At 69.3% G+C, this 19,121-nt stretch carries 19 protein-coding genes and 1 pseudogene; 13 read left to right on the plus strand and 7 right to left on the minus strand.

The genetic code is table 11. The features are described from left to right. Positions 1 to 75: 75 nt before the first annotated feature. The 3 genes from FHS42_RS03165 to FHS42_RS03175 are packed head-to-tail and all read right to left on the minus strand — an operon-like array spanning position 76 to position 1,255. Positions 76 to 411, minus strand: a complete 336-nt coding sequence (locus FHS42_RS03165; protein WP_184568905.1) for a hypothetical protein — start codon at positions 409 to 411, stop codon at positions 76 to 78. Next, positions 411 to 860, minus strand: a complete 450-nt coding sequence (locus tag FHS42_RS03170) for a hypothetical protein (protein WP_184568906.1) — start codon at positions 858 to 860, stop codon at positions 411 to 413. The genes FHS42_RS03165 and FHS42_RS03170 overlap by 1 nt, the downstream gene beginning before the upstream one ends. Continuing rightward, the gene (locus tag FHS42_RS03175; protein ID WP_184568907.1) at positions 857 to 1,255 is read right to left on the minus strand and encodes a hypothetical protein; all 399 of its coding nucleotides are present in this window, start codon (positions 1,253 to 1,255) and stop codon (positions 857 to 859) included. The genes FHS42_RS03170 and FHS42_RS03175 overlap by 4 nt, the downstream gene beginning before the upstream one ends. Before the next feature lie 327 nt (positions 1,256 to 1,582). On the opposite strand from FHS42_RS03175, the gene FHS42_RS03180 reads away from it, so the two are divergent. Together FHS42_RS03180 and FHS42_RS03185 are read left to right on the plus strand one after the other, a co-directional pair. Further along, positions 1,583 to 2,404 carry a helix-turn-helix domain-containing protein gene (locus FHS42_RS03180; protein WP_184568908.1) on the plus strand — a complete coding sequence of 274 codons (822 nt, stop codon included), beginning with the start codon at positions 1,583 to 1,585 and terminating at the stop codon, positions 2,402 to 2,404. Then, the gene (locus FHS42_RS03185; protein WP_184568909.1) at positions 2,401 to 2,613 is read left to right on the plus strand and encodes a DUF397 domain-containing protein; all 213 of its coding nucleotides are present in this window, start codon (positions 2,401 to 2,403) and stop codon (positions 2,611 to 2,613) included. The genes FHS42_RS03180 and FHS42_RS03185 overlap by 4 nt, the downstream gene beginning before the upstream one ends. A 119-nt stretch (positions 2,614 to 2,732) precedes the next feature. On the opposite strand, the pseudogene FHS42_RS03190 reads toward FHS42_RS03185, so the two are convergent. Continuing rightward, positions 2,733 to 3,314: pseudogene (locus tag FHS42_RS03190) on the minus strand (IS630 family transposase); the annotation flags it as partial. Between the two features lie 51 nt (positions 3,315 to 3,365). Here FHS42_RS03190 and FHS42_RS39335 point away from each other — a divergent pair. The 3 genes from FHS42_RS39335 (at position 3,366) to FHS42_RS03200 (ending at position 4,110) form a co-directional block, all read left to right on the plus strand. Further along, positions 3,366 to 3,599 carry a Scr1 family TA system antitoxin-like transcriptional regulator gene (locus FHS42_RS39335; RefSeq protein ID WP_446696871.1) on the plus strand — a complete coding sequence of 78 codons (234 nt, stop codon included), beginning with the start codon at positions 3,366 to 3,368 and terminating at the stop codon, positions 3,597 to 3,599. Between the two features lie 91 nt (positions 3,600 to 3,690). Then, entirely contained in the window at positions 3,691 to 3,795 is a 105-nt protein-coding gene (locus FHS42_RS36540) for a DUF397 domain-containing protein (protein ID WP_376772511.1), read from the plus strand. Between the two features lie 99 nt (positions 3,796 to 3,894). Further along, positions 3,895 to 4,110 carry a DUF397 domain-containing protein gene (locus FHS42_RS03200; RefSeq protein ID WP_184568911.1) on the plus strand — a complete coding sequence of 72 codons (216 nt, stop codon included), beginning with the start codon at positions 3,895 to 3,897 and terminating at the stop codon, positions 4,108 to 4,110. 143 nt (positions 4,111 to 4,253) lie between these two features. Here FHS42_RS03200 and FHS42_RS03205 read toward each other — a convergent pair whose 3' ends face one another. After that, positions 4,254 to 5,507, minus strand: coding sequence for a serine hydrolase domain-containing protein (locus FHS42_RS03205; protein ID WP_312866682.1), 1,254 nt, complete (start codon positions 5,505 to 5,507; stop codon positions 4,254 to 4,256). A 171-nt stretch (positions 5,508 to 5,678) separates the two neighbouring features. After that, the gene (locus FHS42_RS03210; RefSeq protein WP_184568913.1) at positions 5,679 to 6,302 is read right to left on the minus strand and encodes a mycothiol transferase; all 624 of its coding nucleotides are present in this window, start codon (positions 6,300 to 6,302) and stop codon (positions 5,679 to 5,681) included. A 189-nt stretch (positions 6,303 to 6,491) separates the two neighbouring features. On the opposite strand from FHS42_RS03210, the gene FHS42_RS03215 reads away from it, so the two are divergent. From FHS42_RS03215 to FHS42_RS03240, 6 genes are all read left to right on the plus strand, one after another. Continuing rightward, a complete protein-coding gene (locus tag FHS42_RS03215; RefSeq protein ID WP_184568914.1) occupies positions 6,492 to 6,812 on the plus strand; it encodes a DMT family transporter in 321 nt (106 codons plus the stop codon). After that, the gene (locus FHS42_RS03220; RefSeq protein WP_184568915.1) at positions 6,812 to 7,354 is read left to right on the plus strand and encodes a TetR/AcrR family transcriptional regulator; all 543 of its coding nucleotides are present in this window, start codon (positions 6,812 to 6,814) and stop codon (positions 7,352 to 7,354) included. Before FHS42_RS03215 ends, FHS42_RS03220 begins: the two co-directional genes overlap by 1 nt. Positions 7,355 to 7,419: 65 nt before the next feature. Next, entirely contained in the window at positions 7,420 to 8,412 is a 993-nt protein-coding gene (gene dapD / locus FHS42_RS03225; RefSeq protein WP_184568916.1) for a 2,3,4,5-tetrahydropyridine-2,6-dicarboxylate N-succinyltransferase, read from the plus strand. A gap of 461 nt (positions 8,413 to 8,873) precedes the next feature. Next, positions 8,874 to 11,168 carry an MMPL family transporter gene (locus tag FHS42_RS03230; RefSeq protein ID WP_184568917.1) on the plus strand — a complete coding sequence of 765 codons (2,295 nt, stop codon included), beginning with the start codon at positions 8,874 to 8,876 and terminating at the stop codon, positions 11,166 to 11,168. Positions 11,169 to 11,296: 128 nt separating this feature from the next. Then, a complete protein-coding gene (locus FHS42_RS03235) occupies positions 11,297 to 12,472 on the plus strand; it encodes a sensor histidine kinase (RefSeq protein WP_184568918.1) in 1,176 nt (391 codons plus the stop codon). A 17-nt stretch (positions 12,473 to 12,489) separates the two neighbouring features. Next, positions 12,490 to 13,161 carry a response regulator gene (locus tag FHS42_RS03240; RefSeq protein ID WP_184568919.1) on the plus strand — a complete coding sequence of 224 codons (672 nt, stop codon included), beginning with the start codon at positions 12,490 to 12,492 and terminating at the stop codon, positions 13,159 to 13,161. Between the two features lie 48 nt (positions 13,162 to 13,209). Here FHS42_RS03240 and FHS42_RS03245 read toward each other — a convergent pair whose 3' ends face one another. Then, a complete protein-coding gene (locus FHS42_RS03245) occupies positions 13,210 to 15,066 on the minus strand; it encodes a DUF8508 domain-containing protein (RefSeq protein ID WP_376772512.1) in 1,857 nt (618 codons plus the stop codon). 386 nt (positions 15,067 to 15,452) lie between these two features. On the opposite strand from FHS42_RS03245, the gene FHS42_RS03250 reads away from it, so the two are divergent. Beyond that, positions 15,453 to 17,105: a hypothetical protein gene (locus FHS42_RS03250; protein WP_184569078.1), complete on the plus strand. Its 1,653-nt coding sequence runs from the start codon at positions 15,453 to 15,455 to the stop codon at positions 17,103 to 17,105. A gap of 405 nt (positions 17,106 to 17,510) precedes the next feature. After that, positions 17,511 to 19,007: an alkaline phosphatase PhoX gene (locus tag FHS42_RS03255; RefSeq protein ID WP_184569079.1), complete on the plus strand. Its 1,497-nt coding sequence runs from the start codon at positions 17,511 to 17,513 to the stop codon at positions 19,005 to 19,007. Positions 19,008 to 19,121: the final 114 nt, after the last annotated feature.

The raw sequence follows: 19,121 nt of genomic DNA on the forward strand, positions 1-19,121 counted from the left end.
GCTTTTCGGAGTACAGGGGGGTGTGCGCCTCCCGTTAGACGCCGGGCCGTAGCGCCTCCCTCGTAGGGGCGTCTGTCATCGAGCCTGCTTGTTCAAGCGGGCGAGCGCGTGGACGTAACCGCGTGACCACACGTGGTCGATACATGCCAGGGCGGCGGTCGCGAGAAGTCGGAAGGCGGGCACGGCGGCGGGCAAGAGCAGCGGCGCTTCGCTCTCGCAGAGGCTGGCAGTGCCGAAGCTGGTGACGTGGAATCGGGCATGGCCGCTGTGTGCGCGGTGGGTGGCCATCCATACGTCTACTTCGGCGACGGTGAGTCTGTCGTCTGCCTCTGCTTCGCACTCGTCGCCGTCCCTGAGGCAGAACGCGGCATAGCCGTGCGTGTGTGTCTCCCAATGGCGCGGCAAGGGCATTATCGACGGGTCTCCTTCAGCGGCTGGATGATCACTGCGGCACGCAGCGCGCGGATCATCACGTCGTCCAGTTCCGACCAGGCTGCCCACCGCCTGCGGTGAGAGCCGGGGTGGCAGCGGCACGGGCCGAGTTCGCCGGCTGCTACCCGCGCATCCGTGCCCGAGACCCACCCGCCGTCCACGACCAGCGTCATGCTCTCGGGGTGGCGAAGGCTCGTAGCCAAGACCCGGTGTTGCGGGGTCAGGTCCAACCCGAGCGCGTACGCGGCGCGCTCGGTTGCGCAGATCACCAGCTCACCGGGGCGCAGGACGACGCTCGGCACCTGCCACGGGGTGGTGTCGGAGCGGGTCAGTAGGACCTGCGGCATGCCGCAGGTCACGTCCCCCGGTGCGTCAGGATTCAGTGGCTTCCACACCAGCAAGGCGACTCGGATGTGCCGACTGGTCACGACGCATCACCGGAGCCCCTGGGGAGGTCGGTCAGATGGTCGAGGCCGCACTCGCCGGGTGTGTTGCCGTTGGTGGTCATGATCCCGGCCTCGTCCGCCCCGTCCGACCAAAAGAACCCACCCGCCCCGGCGAGCGCGTCCAGCGGAAGCTGAATACGGTGCGCGTTGGCGCGCAATTCACCGGACTTCAGCCCTTGCGGGTCGAACAGCGCGTTTTCGTAAGCGTGTTGAAACTCGAAGTCCGCCACGGGCTCCCATCCGCACGTGGGATGGGACAGGTTGGCATGGGCTTGGGCGCGGGCGCGGCCGAGGAAGAACCGCAGAACGGTGCCATCGGCGGTGCGCACGGTGTGGTGACCGGTCAGAACGAGGGCGCGGTTGCCGATGCTGGTCATACGCCCTCCTCCTCGCTGTAGCGGTGACGAGGGCACCGGCATGGGGGCCAACTGCGGTTCTCCGATGGGGGAGTGAACTCTTTGTCGATGGTGACCACGGTTGTCGGACCGAGCGGCTGGGGCGGCAACCCGGGAGACATTCGGTAGCAGCGGAGGGTCATGCGGGTGAGGTGGCCATCAGGCATGTCGGGGTCTCTCGACGGCAGGGGCGGTTGCTTGCCTGAGTCACCGAACGTGATCAGGTCATCACAGTTTTGCGCTATGGTCGCGGTGGGTCCACATTGCTGGTGAGACCGACTGGCCATTAGTCGCAAAGCGGGAGGCGTAGTGGAACTTCACGACGACGACTACAAGGTGACTCCGCATGCCTTGATCGGAAGGCAACTCAAAAGGTGTCGTGAGGCAACGGGCCAGTCGCAACGGGCTCTGGCGGAATCCGTTGGGTTTCCGTACTCCTACATCAGTCGAGTGGAACGAATCGAGCAGCTACCTTCGCAAACTCTCGCGGACGCTCTTGATGTGCATTTCGGTACGCAGGGAATGTTCATCGATCTGGTGTGTATGGCCCAGGAATCGCTCGTTACTGCCTATTCTCAGGATTTCATCGATCAGGAAGCTCGTGCGGAGCGCGTCGAAGTCTTCGCTAGCTCCCTGATTCCTGGTCTCCTGCAAACGGCCGACTACGCAAGAGAGTTGATGGTCACCGGTCTCTCGGCTGCTCTTATCCCAGAGGTTGAAAAGCGAGTGCAGAGGCGTATGAATCGTCAGCGCTTGTTCGACCGCACGCCGCCGCCACTCATTTGGGCAGTTATGGACGAAGCGGCACTAAAGCGGCCAACTTCGGACCGAGGCGTCATGGTTGAACAATTACGGCACCTTCTGAGCTTCGCTGAAAGTGCTCATACGCGGCTGCAAGTCGTGCCTTTCGGGCAGGCGTTCCATCCATTTCTGGGGGGTAGCCTCACTATGCTGACGATGAAGGAGGGGCGGAAGCGTTGCCTGGTTGAAAGCTTCGCCACCGGGGCTGTTATCGATACACCGCGCGAGATCGTTGATCTGGAGCAGCGGTTCGACGTCGTACGGTCGCAAGCTTTGACCCACGCTGAGTCCCTGCCGTTGATCCAATCCTATGTGGAGGGGTACGTATGATCATGGATTCGTCCCGGCTGGCAGGCTGGGTGAAGTCCAGCCACAGCGGCGTCGAGAACGCCTGCGTCGAGTGGGCTCCGTCCCGCGCTGCGGAGGCGGGTGGCGTCCCCGTCCGTGACTCCAAGGACCCGCATGGTCCGGCGCTCGTTTTCGATGCCGCCGCGTGGTCGTCGTTTGTTGCCGGGGTCAAAGCGGGGGAGTTGGCTTAGGGCCTGGCAGTTCGTACACCGCACGACAGGTGCGGGTGACAGCAACAGGGCCGGAACGGTGTGTCCGTTCCGGCCCTGTGGCGACTGCTGAGCTTGAACTCGTGATGTCGTGTTGCTGGTCAGGTGGGTCTGATGGTCAGTCCGGTTTCGGCGAGGCAGCCGTCTATGAGGTGGCTGCGGTACTGGATGTGCCGCAGGCCGCGGCGGATGCGCTCGATGAGGTGTTCGGGGGTGTTGAAGGCGACGTTGGAGAGCCAGCCGCGCCGCAGCAGGGACCAGACCTCTTCGACGGGATTGAGGTCGGGTGCGTAGGGCGGCAGGTAGTAGATGGTCAGCCAGTCCCGGGAGGAAGCGAACTCCCGCAGGCCGGCGGCCTTGTGGACGTTGAGGTTGTCCCAGACGAGCACGATCGGGCCCCCGAGCTGCTGGTGGGCGGCGATTAGCAGGTCGCGGTAGTCGCGCCAGGCGAAGCTCTTGCGTCCGTCGCGCTGACCGTCGTCCCTGCGCGGCCGGTAGATCAGCCGGGACCGGTGGCCGGGTTCAGAGCAGGTCAGCGCGGCGATGGAGATCCGTCTGCGGGGGCGGCCCCGGACGCGCACCACCGGGGTCCGTCCACGCCGCGACCAGGTCCTGGTTTGCGGCGGCGTCATGGAAAATGCGGCTTCATCCTCGAAGGCGAGCCAGGCTCCACGGGCCGCCGCGAACTCGTCCGCTTGCGTGAGTTGGCGGCGTCACCACCGAATGCCGTGCAGATGCTGCCTGTCGGCAGCAGTCGTCACGGGTGGGTCTGCCCGTTCGGGGTGTTGTCCCTCGCTGAAGGGCGCAGGGTTGCTCACGTTGACGGCTTCCCCCGCGGGTTCGTTCTGGCTGAGGAGGACGATGTGCGCGAGGCGTGTGATGCCTACGATCAACTCAGTGCCATGTCAGCTTCTCCGAACGACTCGGTGGGGCTGCTTGACGCCATAATCAAGGAGGATTTCGGATGAGTGGCGTTCGGTGGGCCGGCTCCTCACATTCAGGGCAAACGTAGGCGAATGCGTCGAATAGGCGCCCGATGAGATACCAGCGACGGGATCGGTGCCGGTGCGGGACAGCAAAAATTCCGATGGCCCCGTCCTCGTCTTCGATGTCGCGACTTGGTCGTCGTTCGTTACCGGGGTCAAGACCGGAGAGCTCTTCTAGCGTTGTAGGGGCGCGGGCGGTGCGGGACGTGCGACATTCCGGTCGCGTGCGACCGGAGCCTTGGGTACACAACAGCCAATACCTTGAGGAGACTTACTTGTGATTACGGATTCGTCTCACCTCACAGGCTGGGTCAAGTCCAGCCACAGCGGCCTCGAAGCAAATGCCTGCGTCGAGTGGGCTCCATCCCACGCTGCGGAGGCGGGTGGCGTCCCCGTTCGTGACTCCAAGGACCCGCATGGTCCGGCGCTCGTTTTCGATGCCGCCGCGTGGTCGGCGTTCGTTGCCGGGGTCAAAGCCGGGGAGTTGGCTTAGGGCCTAGCAGTTCGTACACCGCACGACAGGTGCGGTGACAGCAACAGGGCCGGAACGGTGTGTCCGTTCCGGCCCTGTTGGGACTATCCGCTGGGGCGGTCCGCCGCGAAGTGGCGGCCGGCCCGTGGGGGTAATGCCTGGGATCAGCGGTTCTCTGGCAGGTCGGCCTCGGGTGCAACAGCCGCCTTGGAGCGCTGCTGCGCTACGGACGGCGAGGGGGCCTTGCCGCAGAAGGCTGCCTCAAGGGTGCCGCCTAGCGCCGTGTTGGCCGCTCCGCGGTTTGAGGTGTTCGCCATCGACGCGAGACTGCGCTTCCCGTCCCGGGTGCTGAACGCGTACGTGTAGAAGCCCTGCACCGTGCCGGTGTGACCGTAGACCGAGGTGCCGCATGTGAGGTCGTAGCGGCGCAGCCCCAGGCCGTAGAACCGGGTCTTGGCCGCGTCGGTCGGGTTCATCTTGAGCATGGCGTTCAGCGTGTTGGTCGGTAGCAGCCGGCCGCGGAGCAGGGCGGAAGTGAAGGTGTTCAGGTCGGCCTCGTTGGAGATGATCGCGCCCGCGGATTGGGCCCAGGACGCGGTCTGTTCGGTTGAGTCAACCAGCGGCGCCCCCTCCTCGTCCGGGTGCAGGTAGCCACGTGCGTGCGTGCCCTTGATGGTCTTGGCGGGGTGCACGTACGAGGTGTTCTTCAGCTTTAGGGGCTTGAAGATGCGGCGCTCGTACTCCGTGGCCACCGAGCGGCCCGCGGCCTTCTCGATGAGCATGCCGACCACGACGAAGTTCGTGTTCGAATACTGGTAAGCGACACCTGGTTTGGCCGTCAACGGCTCGCGCAGCGAGAGGTTGACGAGCTCTTGGTAGGTGAAGACCCGGTTGCGTACGGACTCGAACCCCGGGACCGTCTTCGCGAACATCGCGTTCGTGTAGTCCGCCAAGCCGCTTTGGTGCATCAGCAGATGACGAACCGTGATGTTGTCGTCGGGCAGCAGGCCGGGCAGGTAGGTGTTGACGGACGTGTCCAGGCGCAGCTTGCCCTCGTCCACGAGCTGGAGCAGCACGACGGACGAGAACGTCTTGGTCACGCTGCCGATGCGGAAGCGGGAGCGGGGGTCCATGGCCGCGCCCGTGGTGCGGTCCTGCACTCCCTCCACCCGCGTCAGGACGCCGGTCGGCCCGGTGAAGCGGGTCATGGCGCCCGGGGCCCCGGCGGCGATGGTGTTGCGCAGGGCCTTCGTGATGCCCGCACTGTCGGGGGCGGGAGGCGCGGGCGCGACCGTCTGCTGTGTCGGGGCGGACGGGGCGGACGGAGCAAAAGTGGCGGCGGAAGCCGGTGGCGCAGTCACCGCGATGGCGAGCAGGGCGGCACCGAGTGTGAGGCGTCGGTCGATGGTCAGGCGCACGGTTCTCCTCAACTGGAACATGGCAGGAAGTCGCGTAAGCCGCGTACTTTCCGGTCGCTGAGCCTACTGAAGGCGGCAGCGGACGCGAGCCTGACCCAGCGTTGTGCTGCCCGTGCGCGGCCCTCGCCACCTCACGCTTTCCCGAGGTACCGGGCGCTACGGTGCCGGCCGTCAGGCGGCGTCGCCCAGTTGGGCCGTGGTGTTCGCGCCGTCCAGTGACTCGCGGATGATGTCGGCGTGCCCCGCGTGCTGGGCCGTCTCGCGCAGCAGTTGGAGCAGGACCAGGCGCGCCGACCAGGTCTCGGGCGTGGCCTGGGGGTCCCACGGGACGGGCGGTAGGGGCACCGGCACATCCAGGGTGGGCAGGTTCGCGACGGCCGCGTCCGTGGCGGCAGTCGCCGCGGCGTACGCGTCTCGGAGCGCGGACAGGCTCTCGCCGGCGTTCATCTGGTACTGGCCCATGTCCCACATGCCGTCAGGCGTGTTGCCGCGGCGCTCGCTCATCAGCTGTGTCCACACCCGCTCACCCTGGGCGAGGTGCTTCACGATGCCGCCCAAGGTCAGCTCGCTCACCGTGGAACGCTGCGCGGCCTGGTCGTCGGTCAGCCCACGGAGGGCGATCAGCAGCGTGGCGCGCTGTTCGCCGAGCACCCGCAGCAACTCGGCGCGCTCACCGTCCGGCGCGGGCCCGGGGCCAGCGGCCACCGTGGCGGAAGCGGACCCGGTAGCGGATGTGGGTGTGGGCGCGGGTGACGAGGCAGGTGCGGTTGTAGGTGTCGTCGGGGCTGTGGTCATGGGCGTTTCCTGTCCCTTGTACGCGGGTGGGTGGCCGGGTGGGGGTCTTCTCGGGCCGGTGTTTCCCGTTCGGCCGTGCCCGACTGTAGACCGCATGTAGGTCAGATCCTGGCCGCATTGGTGAGCGTCGGGCAGCCAATCCGGCCGAGTTATGTACGAACGTACGCAACGATGTGTACGCTCGTACGCATGGTGTACCTCACGCTTTCCTTGGCGATCGCGGCCGAGATCCTGGCCACTACCGCCATGAAGTTCAGCGACGGATTCAGCAAGCTGTGGCCGTCGCTGGGCACGGCAGTTGGTTACCTGATCGCCTTCACATTGCTCGCGCACACGCTCAAGAGCATGTCCATTGGCACGGCGTACGCGATCTGGTCCGGCGTCGGGACGGCCGTCCTGGCAGCCATCGGAATGATCTTTCTCGGTGAGGCCGCGACGGCCGCCCGGATCGGCGGGGTGCTGCTGATCATCGCCGGAGTCGTCGTACTCAATCTCGGCGGTGCGCACTGATGGCCCGCCGATACGATCCCGACCGCAGACAGCGCATCATCGACGCCGCGATCCGCATCGTGGCCGAGCGCGGCATCGAGGCGCTCAGCCACCGGGCCGCTGCCGCCGAGGCGGATGTGCCGCTCGGCTCGACCACGTACCACTTCGCAACCCTGGACGAACTGTTGGTCGCCGCGTTGCGGCAGGTGTGCTCGGAGCCGGGAATGGCGCCCTTGACCTGGCGGCGGGCGCTGGAGGGAAAGAAGTCCCTGACCGACGCGGTCACCGATGTGCTGATGGACTATCTGAGCGGGGACCCCGGGCGAGCCCGCCTTGAGTACGAGCTGTATCTGGCCGCGCTGCGGCGCGAGGCGCTACAGCCGATCGCCGCCGAGTGGCTCGACTCGATGGTCGAGCTGCTCACCGAGCACACCGGGGGCGAGGCCCGCGCCCGGGCGCTGCTCGCGCTGGCGGACGGGCTGGTCTTGCAGGCACTGCTCACGGGGCGGCGGTTCGAGCGGGCCGAGGTGCGAGAAGCGCTGGCACGGGTGCTGGGGCCGTGAGCGAGGTGGGGGCCGGCTGCCGGACCGGTTCGCCTCGGTGGGCCGCCTCCGGTTAGCGTTCGAGCATGACCGACGCAGCTACTCACCGCACGACCGGCGCCGTCGCCGCCGGGCTCGCCACGCTCAGCGAGGACGGCACCGTCCTCGACACCTGGTTCCCCGCCCCCGTACTGGCCGCAGAGCCCGGGCCGGCCGGCACCGAGCGCATCACCGACGACGAGCGGGTCGCCGAACTCCTGGGCCCGGGCGCTCCCGCCGCGCTCGGCGCCGACCTGCGCCGTGGCGTCGAGGTTGTGGCCGTCCGTACGGTCATCGCCTCGCTCGACGACAAGCCGTTGGACGCGCACGACGCCTATTTGCGACTGCATCTGCTCAGCCACCGGCTCGTACGGCCGCACGGCGTCAGCTTGGACGGGCTCTTCGGGCTGCTGGCCAACGTTGCCTGGACCTCGCTCGGCCCGGTCCCGGTGGACCGGCTGGAGCGGGTACGGCTCGCGGCTCGCGCCGAGGGGCTGCACCTCCAGGTGACCAGCGTGGACAAGTTCCCACGGATGACGGACTACGTGGCGCCCGCCGGGGTCAGGATCGGCGACGCCGACCGGGTGCGGCTCGGTGCCCACCTGGCCGCGGGGACCACGGTCATGCACGAGGGCTTCGTCAACTTCAACGCGGGCACCCTCGGCACCTCGATGGTCGAGGGCCGTATCAGCGCCGGTGTCGTCGTCGGCAACGGGTCCGACATCGGCGGTGGCGCGTCGATCATGGGCACCCTCTCCGGAGGCGGCAAGCAGATCGTCTCCATCGGCGAGCGCTGCCTGCTGGGTGCGGAGGCCGGGATCGGGATCGCGCTCGGCGACGACTGCGTGGTGGAAGCGGGTCTTTACATCACCGCAGGCACGCGGGTCGCGCTGCCGGACGGGGAGGTCGTCAAGGCGCTGGAGCTGTCAGGCGTGACCAACCTGCTCTTCCGCCGAAACTCCACGACCGGGCGCGTTGAGGCCCTACAGCGTTCGGGTTCCTGGGGCGGGCTGAACGAGGCGCTGCACAGCCACAACTAACGCCTACGGCTAGGGGCGTTGTCTGCGCAGCCGGCAGGCTGCCCGGCCACGGTGCGTGGTCGGCAACCGTTCCGGGGCCGGCTGCGCGCGCATAGTGACGAATGGTGGCGAACGGCCGCCCGGCGGAGTCATTCCGCCGGGCGGCCGGTGCGTTGTGCAGACGGGCGCGCCCCCGCCCGGGTGCCCCGTGCTCGCTGAGTGCCCGCGCGCCCCGCATGCCGCCGGGCGCCCCGCGCACCCCCCGCGCCCCGCGCACCCCCCGCGCCCCAGCGCCCCCGCGCCCGGGCGCGCTGGCGACAAAGTGGCAAAGGGGAGCCCTCGTCGTACTAGTGGGAGACGACGCTCAGGGCGGCAGGTACGTGTTATTGAGTACGCCGGAGGGTCGGCAGCGAGGACGACGGGGTAGGGCCCGCCCGGAAAGGCTGGAGAGGTTCCCGAGAGTAGATACGGAGACCTCTTCCATGGCGACCTTCTTGTTTCGACTGGGCCGTTGGGCCTTTCGGCGGCGCCGTCGCGTTGGGCTGCTGTGGGTAGTGGTCCTGGCTGCCGCCTTCTTCGGCGCAGTTAACGCCTCCGACCCTCCCGACGACGCGTCGTCGATGCCGGGGATCGAGGCCCAAAAGGCGTTCGACCTCATCAACGAGCGGTACCCCGGGGGTGAGGCGGAGGGGGCCAGTGCTCGGATTGTCTTTGTCGCTCCGGGCGGGCAGAAGGTCACCTCGACCGAGCACCGCTCGGCCATCGACGCGCTGGTCGCCAAGGTGGCCGATGGGCCGCACATCACCGAAGCGGTGAGCCCGTTCGAAGGGCGAGGGGTGAGCGAGGACGCGTCCACGGCGTACGCCACCATTACCTACGACGCCAAGGCAGACGACCTCTCCGACGCCAGTAAGAAGGAGTTGGAAGGCGCCGTCGACGAGGCCCGGGACGGGGGCCTGACCGTAGAGGTCGGCGGCGATGCGCTGGAGAGCGAATCCGCGGCCGGGATAGGCGAGGTGCTCGGCGTCGCCGTCGCCGCGGTGGTGCTGCTGATCACCTTCGGTTCGCTGGCCGCCGCCGGGCTACCGCTGCTCACCGCCCTGCTCGGCGTCGGTATCAGCCTCGCCTCGATCATCGCCCTGGGCAACGCCTTCGGCCTGTCATCGACGACCGGCGAGCTGGCCATGATGCTCGGGCTCGCGGTCGGCATCGACTACTCCCTGTTCGTGGTCTCCCGCTACCGCGAGGAGCGGGCCAACGGGCACGACCCCCAGGAGGCAACCGGCCTGGCGACGGGCACCGCAGGTTCCGCGGTCGTCTTCGCCGGACTCACCGTCGTCATCGCGCTGGCCGGACTCTCGGTGGCGGGGGTGCCGATGCTGACCAAGATCGGGCTGGGCGCCGCGGGAGCGGTCGTGGTCGGTGTGTTGATCGCGCTGACTTTGGTACCGGCGCTGCTCGGCTGGTGGCCGAACGCCGTCCTCACCCGCCGCGCCCGTCAGGGCGGCGACCCGGCGCGTAAGAGGGGCAGCCGGTTCCGTACGAGCGGTGACCGGTTCCGTACGAGCGGTGACCGGTTCCGTAACGGAGGTGACAGCGATTCGACGGAAGGAGCCGAAAGTTGGGGCACCCGCTGGGCCCGGTTTGTCGTGCGCCGTCCCGTGCCCGTGCTGATCGGCTCGGTCGCCAGCCTGGGCGCGCTCGCCATCCCAGCGATGGATCTGCAACTCGGCATGCCGGGGGATGAGGCCAAGGCCACCACGACCACCGAGCGCCGCGCCTACGATGCGCTCGCCGATGGATTCGGCCCCGGGTTCAACGGCCCGCTGACCGTCGTCGTGGATGTGCGGCACGCCGACGACCCGAAGGGCGCGGTGTCGGCGGTCGCCGTGAAGATCGCCGATACCGAAGGCATCGTCTCCGTCTCCCCGGCCCGGTTCAACAAGGCGGGGGACACCGCGGTACTGACCGCGGTCCCCTCCACCGCGCCCACCAGCGAGCGGACGAAGGACCTCGTCCACACCATCCGCGACGAGCGGCCGGCGACCGAGTCCGCCACCGGTGCGTCCTTCGAGGTCACCGGTACCACCGCGCTCAACATCGACGTCGCGCAGAAGATGCAGGACGCGCTGATCCCCTACCTGCTGACCGTGGTCGGCTTGGCCTTTGTACTGCTGATGCTGGTCTTCCGTTCCGTGCTGGTGCCCCTCAAGGCCGCGCTCGGGTTCCTCCTGTCGGTCCTCGCGTCGCTCGGCACGGTCGTCCTGGTCTTTCAACAGGGCAATGGGGCCGAACTCCTGGGCGTCGAGCAGACCGGGCCGATCATGAGCTTGATGCCCATCTTCCTGGCGGGCATCGTCTTCGGCCTCGCCATGGACTACGAGGTCTTCCTGGTCTCCCGGATGCGCGAGGCGTACGTCCACGGGGAGCGGCCCGATCAGGCCATCGTCACCGGGTTCCGGCACAGCGCGCGGGTGGTGACGGCGGCTGCGCTGATCATGATGGCGGTGTTCTCCGGGTTCATCACCGGCAGCGAGGCCATCATCAAAACGATCGGGTTCGGTCTTGCCAGCGCCGTCCTGTTCGACGCCTTCGTCGTACGCATGGCGTTCGTACCCGCCGTACTCGCCCTTCTCGGCACGGCGGCCTGGTGGCTGCCGCGCCCACTGGACCGGCTGCTGCCGCGCGTCGATGTGGAGGGCGAGGCGCTCAGCCACCGCCGCACCGGCGCGCATCCGGACCGGACCGACCATCGGCAGGGCGCGGAGCGGGTCTGACCCGCACGTACGCAAGGGGCTGCCCCGAAACAAGGGGCGGCCCTCGCCGGCGGTGGTTGGCGGTGGTTGGCCGTGCACCCGTCGCGTGACCCACCATGGGCCCAGTTCCCCCTTGATCGGAGAGCTCCATGCTCCCCAGCTTGCGGCGGTACGCCGACCGTCACCCCCGCCTCGTCGAGGCGGTGTTCCTGTTGCTGCTGTACGCGGCAACCGCCAAGCAGTACGACGAAGGAGGACCCGGCTGGGGGCCAGGCCTTGGCATCGCAGCCGCCGCCTGCCTCGCCCTGCTGTGGCGTCGCCGTCACCCGGGCGCTGTCGTCGCGTTCACCACGCTCTGCGCCAGCATCACCGGCGGCCTGGGCTACCTGATCACTCCCATCGTGCTGCTCCCGGTCCTCGTGGCGCTCTACGAGTTGACCGTCCGGGCGCCGCAACGAACCGCGCGCCTGTGCTGCGTCGCGGTCATCGCGGTCGTCGTCTTCGCGTCGCTGCGTTCCGAGCAGAACGACCAGTCCTGGAAAGAGAGAGCGATCCCTCCCGCGTTCTCGATCGTGCTGTCGGCCGTCCAAGGCTCGGCGGTACGGGCGCGGCGCGCCTACCTGGACGCCGTGCACACCCGCGCTGAGCACGCCGAGCGCACCCGCGAGGAGGAGGCGCGCCAGCGTGTTGCCGAGGAACGCGTCCGCATCGCCCGCGAGTTGCACGACGTCGTCGCCCACCACATGGCCCTGGCCAACGCCCAGGCAGGCACCGCCGCCCACCTCACCCGAACCCGGCCCGAGCAGGCGGCGAAGATCCTCGTCGAACTGACCAGTACCACCGCCTCTGCGCTGCGCGAACTCCAGGCCACCGTGGGCCTGCTGCGCCAGCCCGACGACCCCGACGACCCCGACGACCATGCAGAGCCGCTGGAGCCGGCCCCCGGACTCGGCAGGCTCCCCGAGTTGGTCTCCGCGTTCGCCGCCGCCGGGCTCCAGGTCACCGTCACGGTGGACGGCGAGCAACGGCCGCTGTCGCCCGGAGTGGACCTGACCGCCTTTCGGATCGTGCAAGAGGCGCTCACCAACGTCGCCAAGCACGCCGCCGCAAGCGCGGCACAGGTACGGCTCGCGTACGCCCACGACAGGCTGACCCTCACGGTCAGCGACAACGGCGGCACCGCCCCGCAGCCGCCGGCCCCCGGTAGCGGGTTCGGCCTCATCGGCATGCGCGAGCGGGCCCGGTCCGCCGGCGGCCACTTCCAGGCGGGCCACCGCCTCGAAGGCGGCTTCGCCGTCACCGCCGAACTCCCCATCCATCCCTGACCCCCGGAAGGGCCCCGATGACCATCCGCGTACTGCTCGCCGACGACCAGACCCTGTTGCGGGCGACCTTCCGGATACTGATCGACTCCTGCGATGACATGGAGGTGGTCGGTGAGGCCGACGAGGGTGGCAAGGCCCTCGCCCTGTCCCGTACACACCGCCCTGACATCGTCCTCATGGACATCCGCATGCCCGGCATCGACGGCCTCGCCGCGACCGCCGCCATCTGCGCCGACGCCGACTTGCGGGCCACCCGGGTCCTGATCCTCACCACGTTCCAGACGGACGAGCATGTCGCCCGTGCCATGCGCGTCGGCGCGAGCGGCTTCCTCGGCAAGGACGTATCCGCCGAGGCGCTGTTGGCCGGCATCCGCACCGTGGCCGCCGGGGACACGCTGCTGTCCCCCGCGGCCACGCGCTCCCTCATCACCCGCTTCCTCGCCACCCCCGAGCCCGGCACCGACGCGACGCTCCCCGGCCGCCTGGCCGCCCTCACCGCCCGCGAGCGCGAGGTGATGGCCCTGGTCGCGGACGGGAAGTCGAATACCGATATCGCCGATGAGCTGTTCCTCAGCCCGCTGACCGTGCGCACCCACGTCCAGCGCGCCAAGACGAAGCTCGGCGCCCGCGACCGCGCCCAACTGGTCGTCTTCGCGTATCAGTCGGGCCTCGTGCGACCCCCACGGTGACGCGGTGCGCGCACACCGTCCTTGCTTGCGTGGTCGCGGGTCGTGCGGTCAGTGGCGGATGCGGACGACCTGCGGGTCGTGGTCGCTCGCCTGGTCGGCGAACTCGGCATTGGTGTGCACGATGTCGTACTCCGCCTTGCGTATGCCCCTGCTGGTCAGGATGTGGTCCAAAACCTGCGAGTTGCCGTTGTAGACATAGCCGTAACGCTCCTTCTTCGGCAGCCGGTTCACCAGGTCGGTGAGTACGCCGCCGCGGGTGAGGGCATCGAGCGCCGGCGAGAACTGGAAGTCGTTGATGTCACCCGCGACCACCACGCTCGCCTTGGGCTCGACGTTCAGCACGTCCCGCACGAACGCGTTGACCACCTTGGCCTGCTGGGTCCGCTGCACCTCCGAGCTTCGCTTCGGCGGCTGGAACCGGCTGTCCAGGCCCTGATCGCCACCCTTGGAGTTGAAGTGGTTGGCCACCACGAAGACCGGGCGGCCACGGAAGGCGAACTGGCCCACCAGCGGCTTGCGGCTGTCCTGCCACGCCTCGTTCGCCGGGTCGATCCGGCCAGGTGACGCTGACAGCGCGGGCTTCCCGCCGTGATCGAGCACCCGCACCGGGGTGGCCGCGTCACCGCCCACCGTGTCGGTGAAGGACACCCGCTTGGGGTTGAAGAGGAAGGCGTTACGGATGTTGCCGCCGGGCTGGCCGCCGTCCTGGTCATCGGCGGGGTCGATCTGACGCCACTCGTACGTCGGGCCGCCTGCTGCCGTAATCGTCTCGGTGAGCTTGCGGAGCGTCGCGTTGGCGGAGACGACGGAGTCATTGGTCGGGCCGTTGTCGTCCTGCACCTCCTCCAAGGCGACGATGTCCGGCGTGGCCAGGTTGTGGACCAGCGCCTCGGCCAACCGGTCGAACTTGGCTTGAGTGGTCTTCGGAGACAGGTTCTCGACGTTGTACGTGGCGATGGCCAACTCGTCGGCGCGCTGGTGGCGGGTCCTCTCCCGTTCCAACCCGCCATCGGCCAACTCGCCCAGCTGGGTGGCCTGGATCTCGTAGCCGCCGAACTGGTCGTAGTCGAGCGGGCCCGCAGTGACGCCGGTCAGCTTGTCGTTCACGTTGGCGACGGGGAACGGGCGCTCGGCGTACGGGATGAGCGAGGCGACCTTGACCCGGCCCGGGCCCTGGTGGCGGTAGGAGTCGTAGAGCGCCCCGCCGCGTGCGGTGCGGCCTCGGTGCGGTTCCGCGGTGACCCACAGCTCGTTGTGTGTGCTGGTGGCGCCGATGACGGGGGCGTCCTTGACGGCGACCCGCATGCCCTCCAGCGACTCATACCGGTCCAGCGCGAAGCTGCGCGGCCGCAGCGGCAGCGTCTCGATACCAACGGCCGACCCCGTGGGCGCGTAGCGGTGCGGGATGGCGCTGGGGTTCAGGGTGAAGGCGGCGGGCAGTGGGTGGCCCGAGGACCGTACGCTCCACGTCGCCCGGGTGATCTCGGTGACCGACTGGAGTCCGGCGTCGGCGCCGCCCGGGTAGAACTCGGTGACCGTACCCGAGACCTCGACGAGGTCGCCCACGGCCACCTTCGGCGTGCTGGAGCCGGTGAAGACGAAGATGGCCTCGCTGGTGGCGGGATCGCGGTCCGGCTTCGGGTCCTGCACCCAAAAGCCGCGGGCCGAGCCGAAGGCGCGTACCGCCGTGACCGTGCCGGGCACGTCGGTGACGGCCTTGCCCGCCAGCGGGGATATGCGGGTGCTGCCCTGGATGTCGTGCACCCGTATCTCGGTGGCGGACGCGGACTGCGGCACGGCGAGCAATCCGGCCGCGAGCGCCGCCGCGACGACGGCCGTGCAGGCAACGGACCGCCGCGCGGTACGGGGCGCGGACGCGGCGCGGGGCATGGACGTGCGGGGCATGGACGTGCCGATATCTGAGGAACGCGGGGACATGGTGGTGGGCCTCCGAGAGGGCGCGGGCGCAGCGATCGAGTGGGGCAGGAAACGCGAGCGGGGCAGGCGGTGTCGGGTGGGCACGGGTGGTGGATGGAGGTAGGCCGGGGGTGCGGGGAGGCGCGGTCGCCGGGCCGCTCCGGTGGCCTGCTGGACGGCGCTGAGGCGCGAGCATGACATCGTCTACGCGCGTCAATCTCATGTGCGCGTAAGGGGGTTGTCAACGACCCCCAGGTGGCCGGTCGCTGTCGGGTATATGAACGGGATAGCTAGGGGCGAATCCGTCTACGCTGGGACACCGTGCCATCACGCAGAACCGCATGGCCACCACCCCCGAGGAGATGACCCAGCACATGCCCGAAGATCGCCCCACCATGCCGCCGGTCATGCTGCACACCGAGGCAGAGCTCGCGCGGGACGCGCTGAGCGCGCCGCTCTTCGTCCGCGCGGTGCGGCTCGCCCGCTGGGCCGACCCGCACAAGCCGGTGGGCGCGGGCGGCGAACTGCTGGCCGACGACCTGCGGGCAGCAGCCAAGGAGCTCGACCTCGATGACGACGAGGACGGCCCCGGCTACGCCGCCGAGGCGTGGCAGCTCGCCTTGGACATCGGCCTCGTCGAGGTCGATGGGGCCGACGACGGCGTCGTTGACGAACTGGCCGACCGCCCCGACGGCGAGCGGCCAGACCTGCCGGATGAGCTGCCCAACGCCCGCCCTGACACGCTCCCTGGCGCACTTGCCGGCGCGCTCCCCGGCGCCGAGACTGCGGGCGAGGGAAGCCCGGCCTTCGCCTCCGCGCTGCGCGTAGCCCCCGACTCCGCCGCGTCCGAGCCCACCGGCACCGCCCACCCAGGGGCCGAGCTGGCCCTGTTCACCGGCAGCGGCAGCCCGCAGGAGGTGTTGGACCTGTGGCTGGCCGGATTGGAGACCGTACTGGCCGACGCGGCAGCCCCCGACCTCGCGGACCTCGTCGATCAGCTCGGCGACAGCGGCGAACTCGACCTCAGCGCCCTGGACTGGAACCCCGAGGAGGAGGCCGACTTCCTCGATGGCGTACTGGGCAACCTCTACCTCCTGAGCGCACTGGACGAGGAAATGCTGGACCGCGCGGTGCCGCTGCCCGCGCTCGCCGCATCCATGATCGTCCCGGACGACATGGACGAGCCGACCGATGCCGTGTTGGAAGAGGTCTCCGACGCGATGATGCGGCTCGACGAGCAGTTCCGGATGCTTGCGCCGACCGGCATCGTGGAGTACCAGCCGGTGGACGAGGAACTGATCGAGGAGGTGGACGGCGAGGGTCGGGTCGCAGAGCCAGAGCGCAGCACCGGCGATGTGGACGAGGAGGACGTCGCCCGCTACGGCATGGTCAAGCTCACCCCGCTCGGCGTCTTCGCTGTACGCTCCCGGATGCTGGAGGCGGGGGTCGAGGCTCCCGTCGTCGGTGAGCTGGCCGAGGCCGACGCCGAGACGCTGCTGGCCGCCCTGCCGCACTTCCCCGACATCGCGGCGCGCGCCGAGGCCGAACAGTGGCTTGCCGGGCGACAGCCGGCCGACGCCGCCCGCGCCCTGCTCGCGGCGGCCCGTGGCGACGACGCCGAGGCGCCGCTGCGCCGCCTCACCTGTCAGCAGACGCTGACCCTGTTCGGTGCGCAGGCGGAGCCGGCGCTGCGCGAGGTCTTGGACGATCGGCAGCTGGGTGGGCTCGCCCGCGTGTGGCTCGCCGAGCAGGGCGTGGGAGAGGTACCCGAGCCGCCGGAGGACATGGTCTTTTGGCTCACCGTGGACACCATCGCGGCGCAGCTTGCGGCCGGTGGTGACTCGGAGGAACTGCGGGACCTGGTGCGCGGCCTGGCGGACGGCAGTGGCGGCTTCTTCGACACGATGTGGCGCGTCGAGCACCCGGCGACGGTGGAGGTCCTGGAGGCGATGGGACGGCTGCACCCGGACAAGAAGGCCGCCAAGGAAGCGCGCAAGGCAGCGTTCAAGGCCCGTTCGCGCGCCTGAGCGGTTGAGCCGTTGAAGCGGTTGAAGCGGTTGAAGCGGTTGAAGCGGTTGAGTCGTTGAGCCGTTTTGGCGGGCCGCGGTGGGCCCGGTAGCGGTCCCGGCTAGGCCCGGTCTCCTTCGTGCGTACGTCGGTACGCGGGGGCCGGGCCTTTCGGCCGGGCGGGCGCTGGGCCCCGCACGGTGTGGGCTGGGCCCCGCACGGCATGCGCGGGCAGCCGGATCAGAGGCACGGGTGTGCCCCATGGGGGAGCGGGGTGCGAAGGGGACGAGAGGTGGCACCTTTCGGGCGAACGGGACGGCCAACCAGCCCTTCCGATGACGGGTCCCGTTCAACTGGTGTTCGGCCTGGCGCGCAAACCTGACCCCGGCACGTCAGCGGACAGATCCGGCCACCAGGAGATGAAGATGCCGCTCACCCGCAGAGACTTCGCGAAGCAATCCGCGTACACCAGCGCTGGTGTCGCACTCGTCGGCACGGTCGGCGTGCTGGCCACCGCCCCTGGGGCGATCGCCGCGGAGGCGGCGGACGAGCGGGGGCACCGGCCACCACTTGGCTACGGGCCTCTCCTCCCCGACCCCAAGGGCCTGCTCGCCCTGCCCGCGGGCTTCACCTACCGGGTCATCACCCGCAGCGGCGAGACCACGCTGGAGTCCGGCGAGCCCACCCCGTCCAACCATGACGGCACCGCCACCTTCGACGGCCCGCGCGGCACGACGCTGCTGGTCAACAACCATGAGCTGAGCGGGCCGCGGTCGAAGTGGCCGCACCCGGTGCCGCTGGTCGAGGGGCTGGTGTACGACCCCGCGGCCTCCGGCGGCTGCACCATCGTGGAGGTCTCGCGGCACGGCGACCACGTCAGCGAGTGGGTGGGCATCGCCGGCACCGCCACCAACTGCGCAGGCGGCAGGACTCCTTGGGGCACGTGGCTGACGTGCGAGGAGACCGAGGAGAAGGCCGGCCAGAACGGCATGACCAAGGACCACGGCTACGTCTTCGAGGTGGACCCGTACGACCACCCCCGCGGGCACCACGCCGGGGCAGCGGCGGAGAGCGCAGCCGCCAACCGCAACCCGAAGCCGATCAAGGCGCTCGGCCGGTACGCACACGAGGCGGTCGTCGTAGACCCGCGGCGCGGCGACCTCTACCTCACTGAGGACGCCGACAAGCCCAACGGCCTGTTCTACCGCTGGGTCCCGCCGCACGGCTTCCACCACGGTCGCAACAAGCTGCGCAGGCTCGCTGACGACGCCGGCGTGCTCCAGGCCCCGCAGTGCTACGACTCCGGCGGCCGATTCGTGGACGACCTGTCGCGGGCGCGGAAGGTGGGCACCGTCTACGGCGTGGACTGGATCGACGTACCGGACCGCGACGCCAAGGACGTACCGGTACGCAAGCAGTTCAAGGACGGCAGGGTCACCAGGGCGCGGAAGCTGGAGGGCATGTGGTGGGCGGACGGCGGCGCGTACATCGTGGCCTCCTTCGCCCGCAATGAGAGCCCGGTCGCCCATGACGGCCAGGTGTGGTTCTACAACCCGCGCCGCCGCACGCTGACCCTCAAGGTGCTGCTCGGCGTCAACCAGGACCCGGCCAAGGACGGCGCCTTCGACGGCCCCGACAACATCACCGTCTCCCCGTACGGCGGCCTGATCATCGCCGAGGACGGCGACGGCATCCAGCACTTGTTCGGCGCCACGGACAAGGGCGAGACCTATCCGATCGCCCGTAACGAGCTGAACGCGGGCACCGCGGACAAGCCCTCGTACAGCGAGTTCACCGGCGTCGTCTTCTCGCCCGATGGGGACACGTTGTACGCGAACATCCAGGTGCCCGGCATCATGCTGGCGATCACCGGGCCTTGGCGGCGTCAGCCCCACCGTCCTCACCAGCACGACCGCGGCTGACCGCGCCCAGGCGCCCGGAGGCCCGGCGCACCTTGCCCCTCCCGGCGCTCCGGGCGCCCTTGCCGGCCCGCCCCCTGCTGAGAGGGGGCGGCTGGCGGTGGGACGGAGACGGGA

Source organism: Streptomyces zagrosensis, assembly GCF_014203645.1.
Taxonomy (GTDB): Bacteria; Actinomycetota; Actinomycetes; order Streptomycetales; family Streptomycetaceae; genus Streptomyces; species Streptomyces zagrosensis.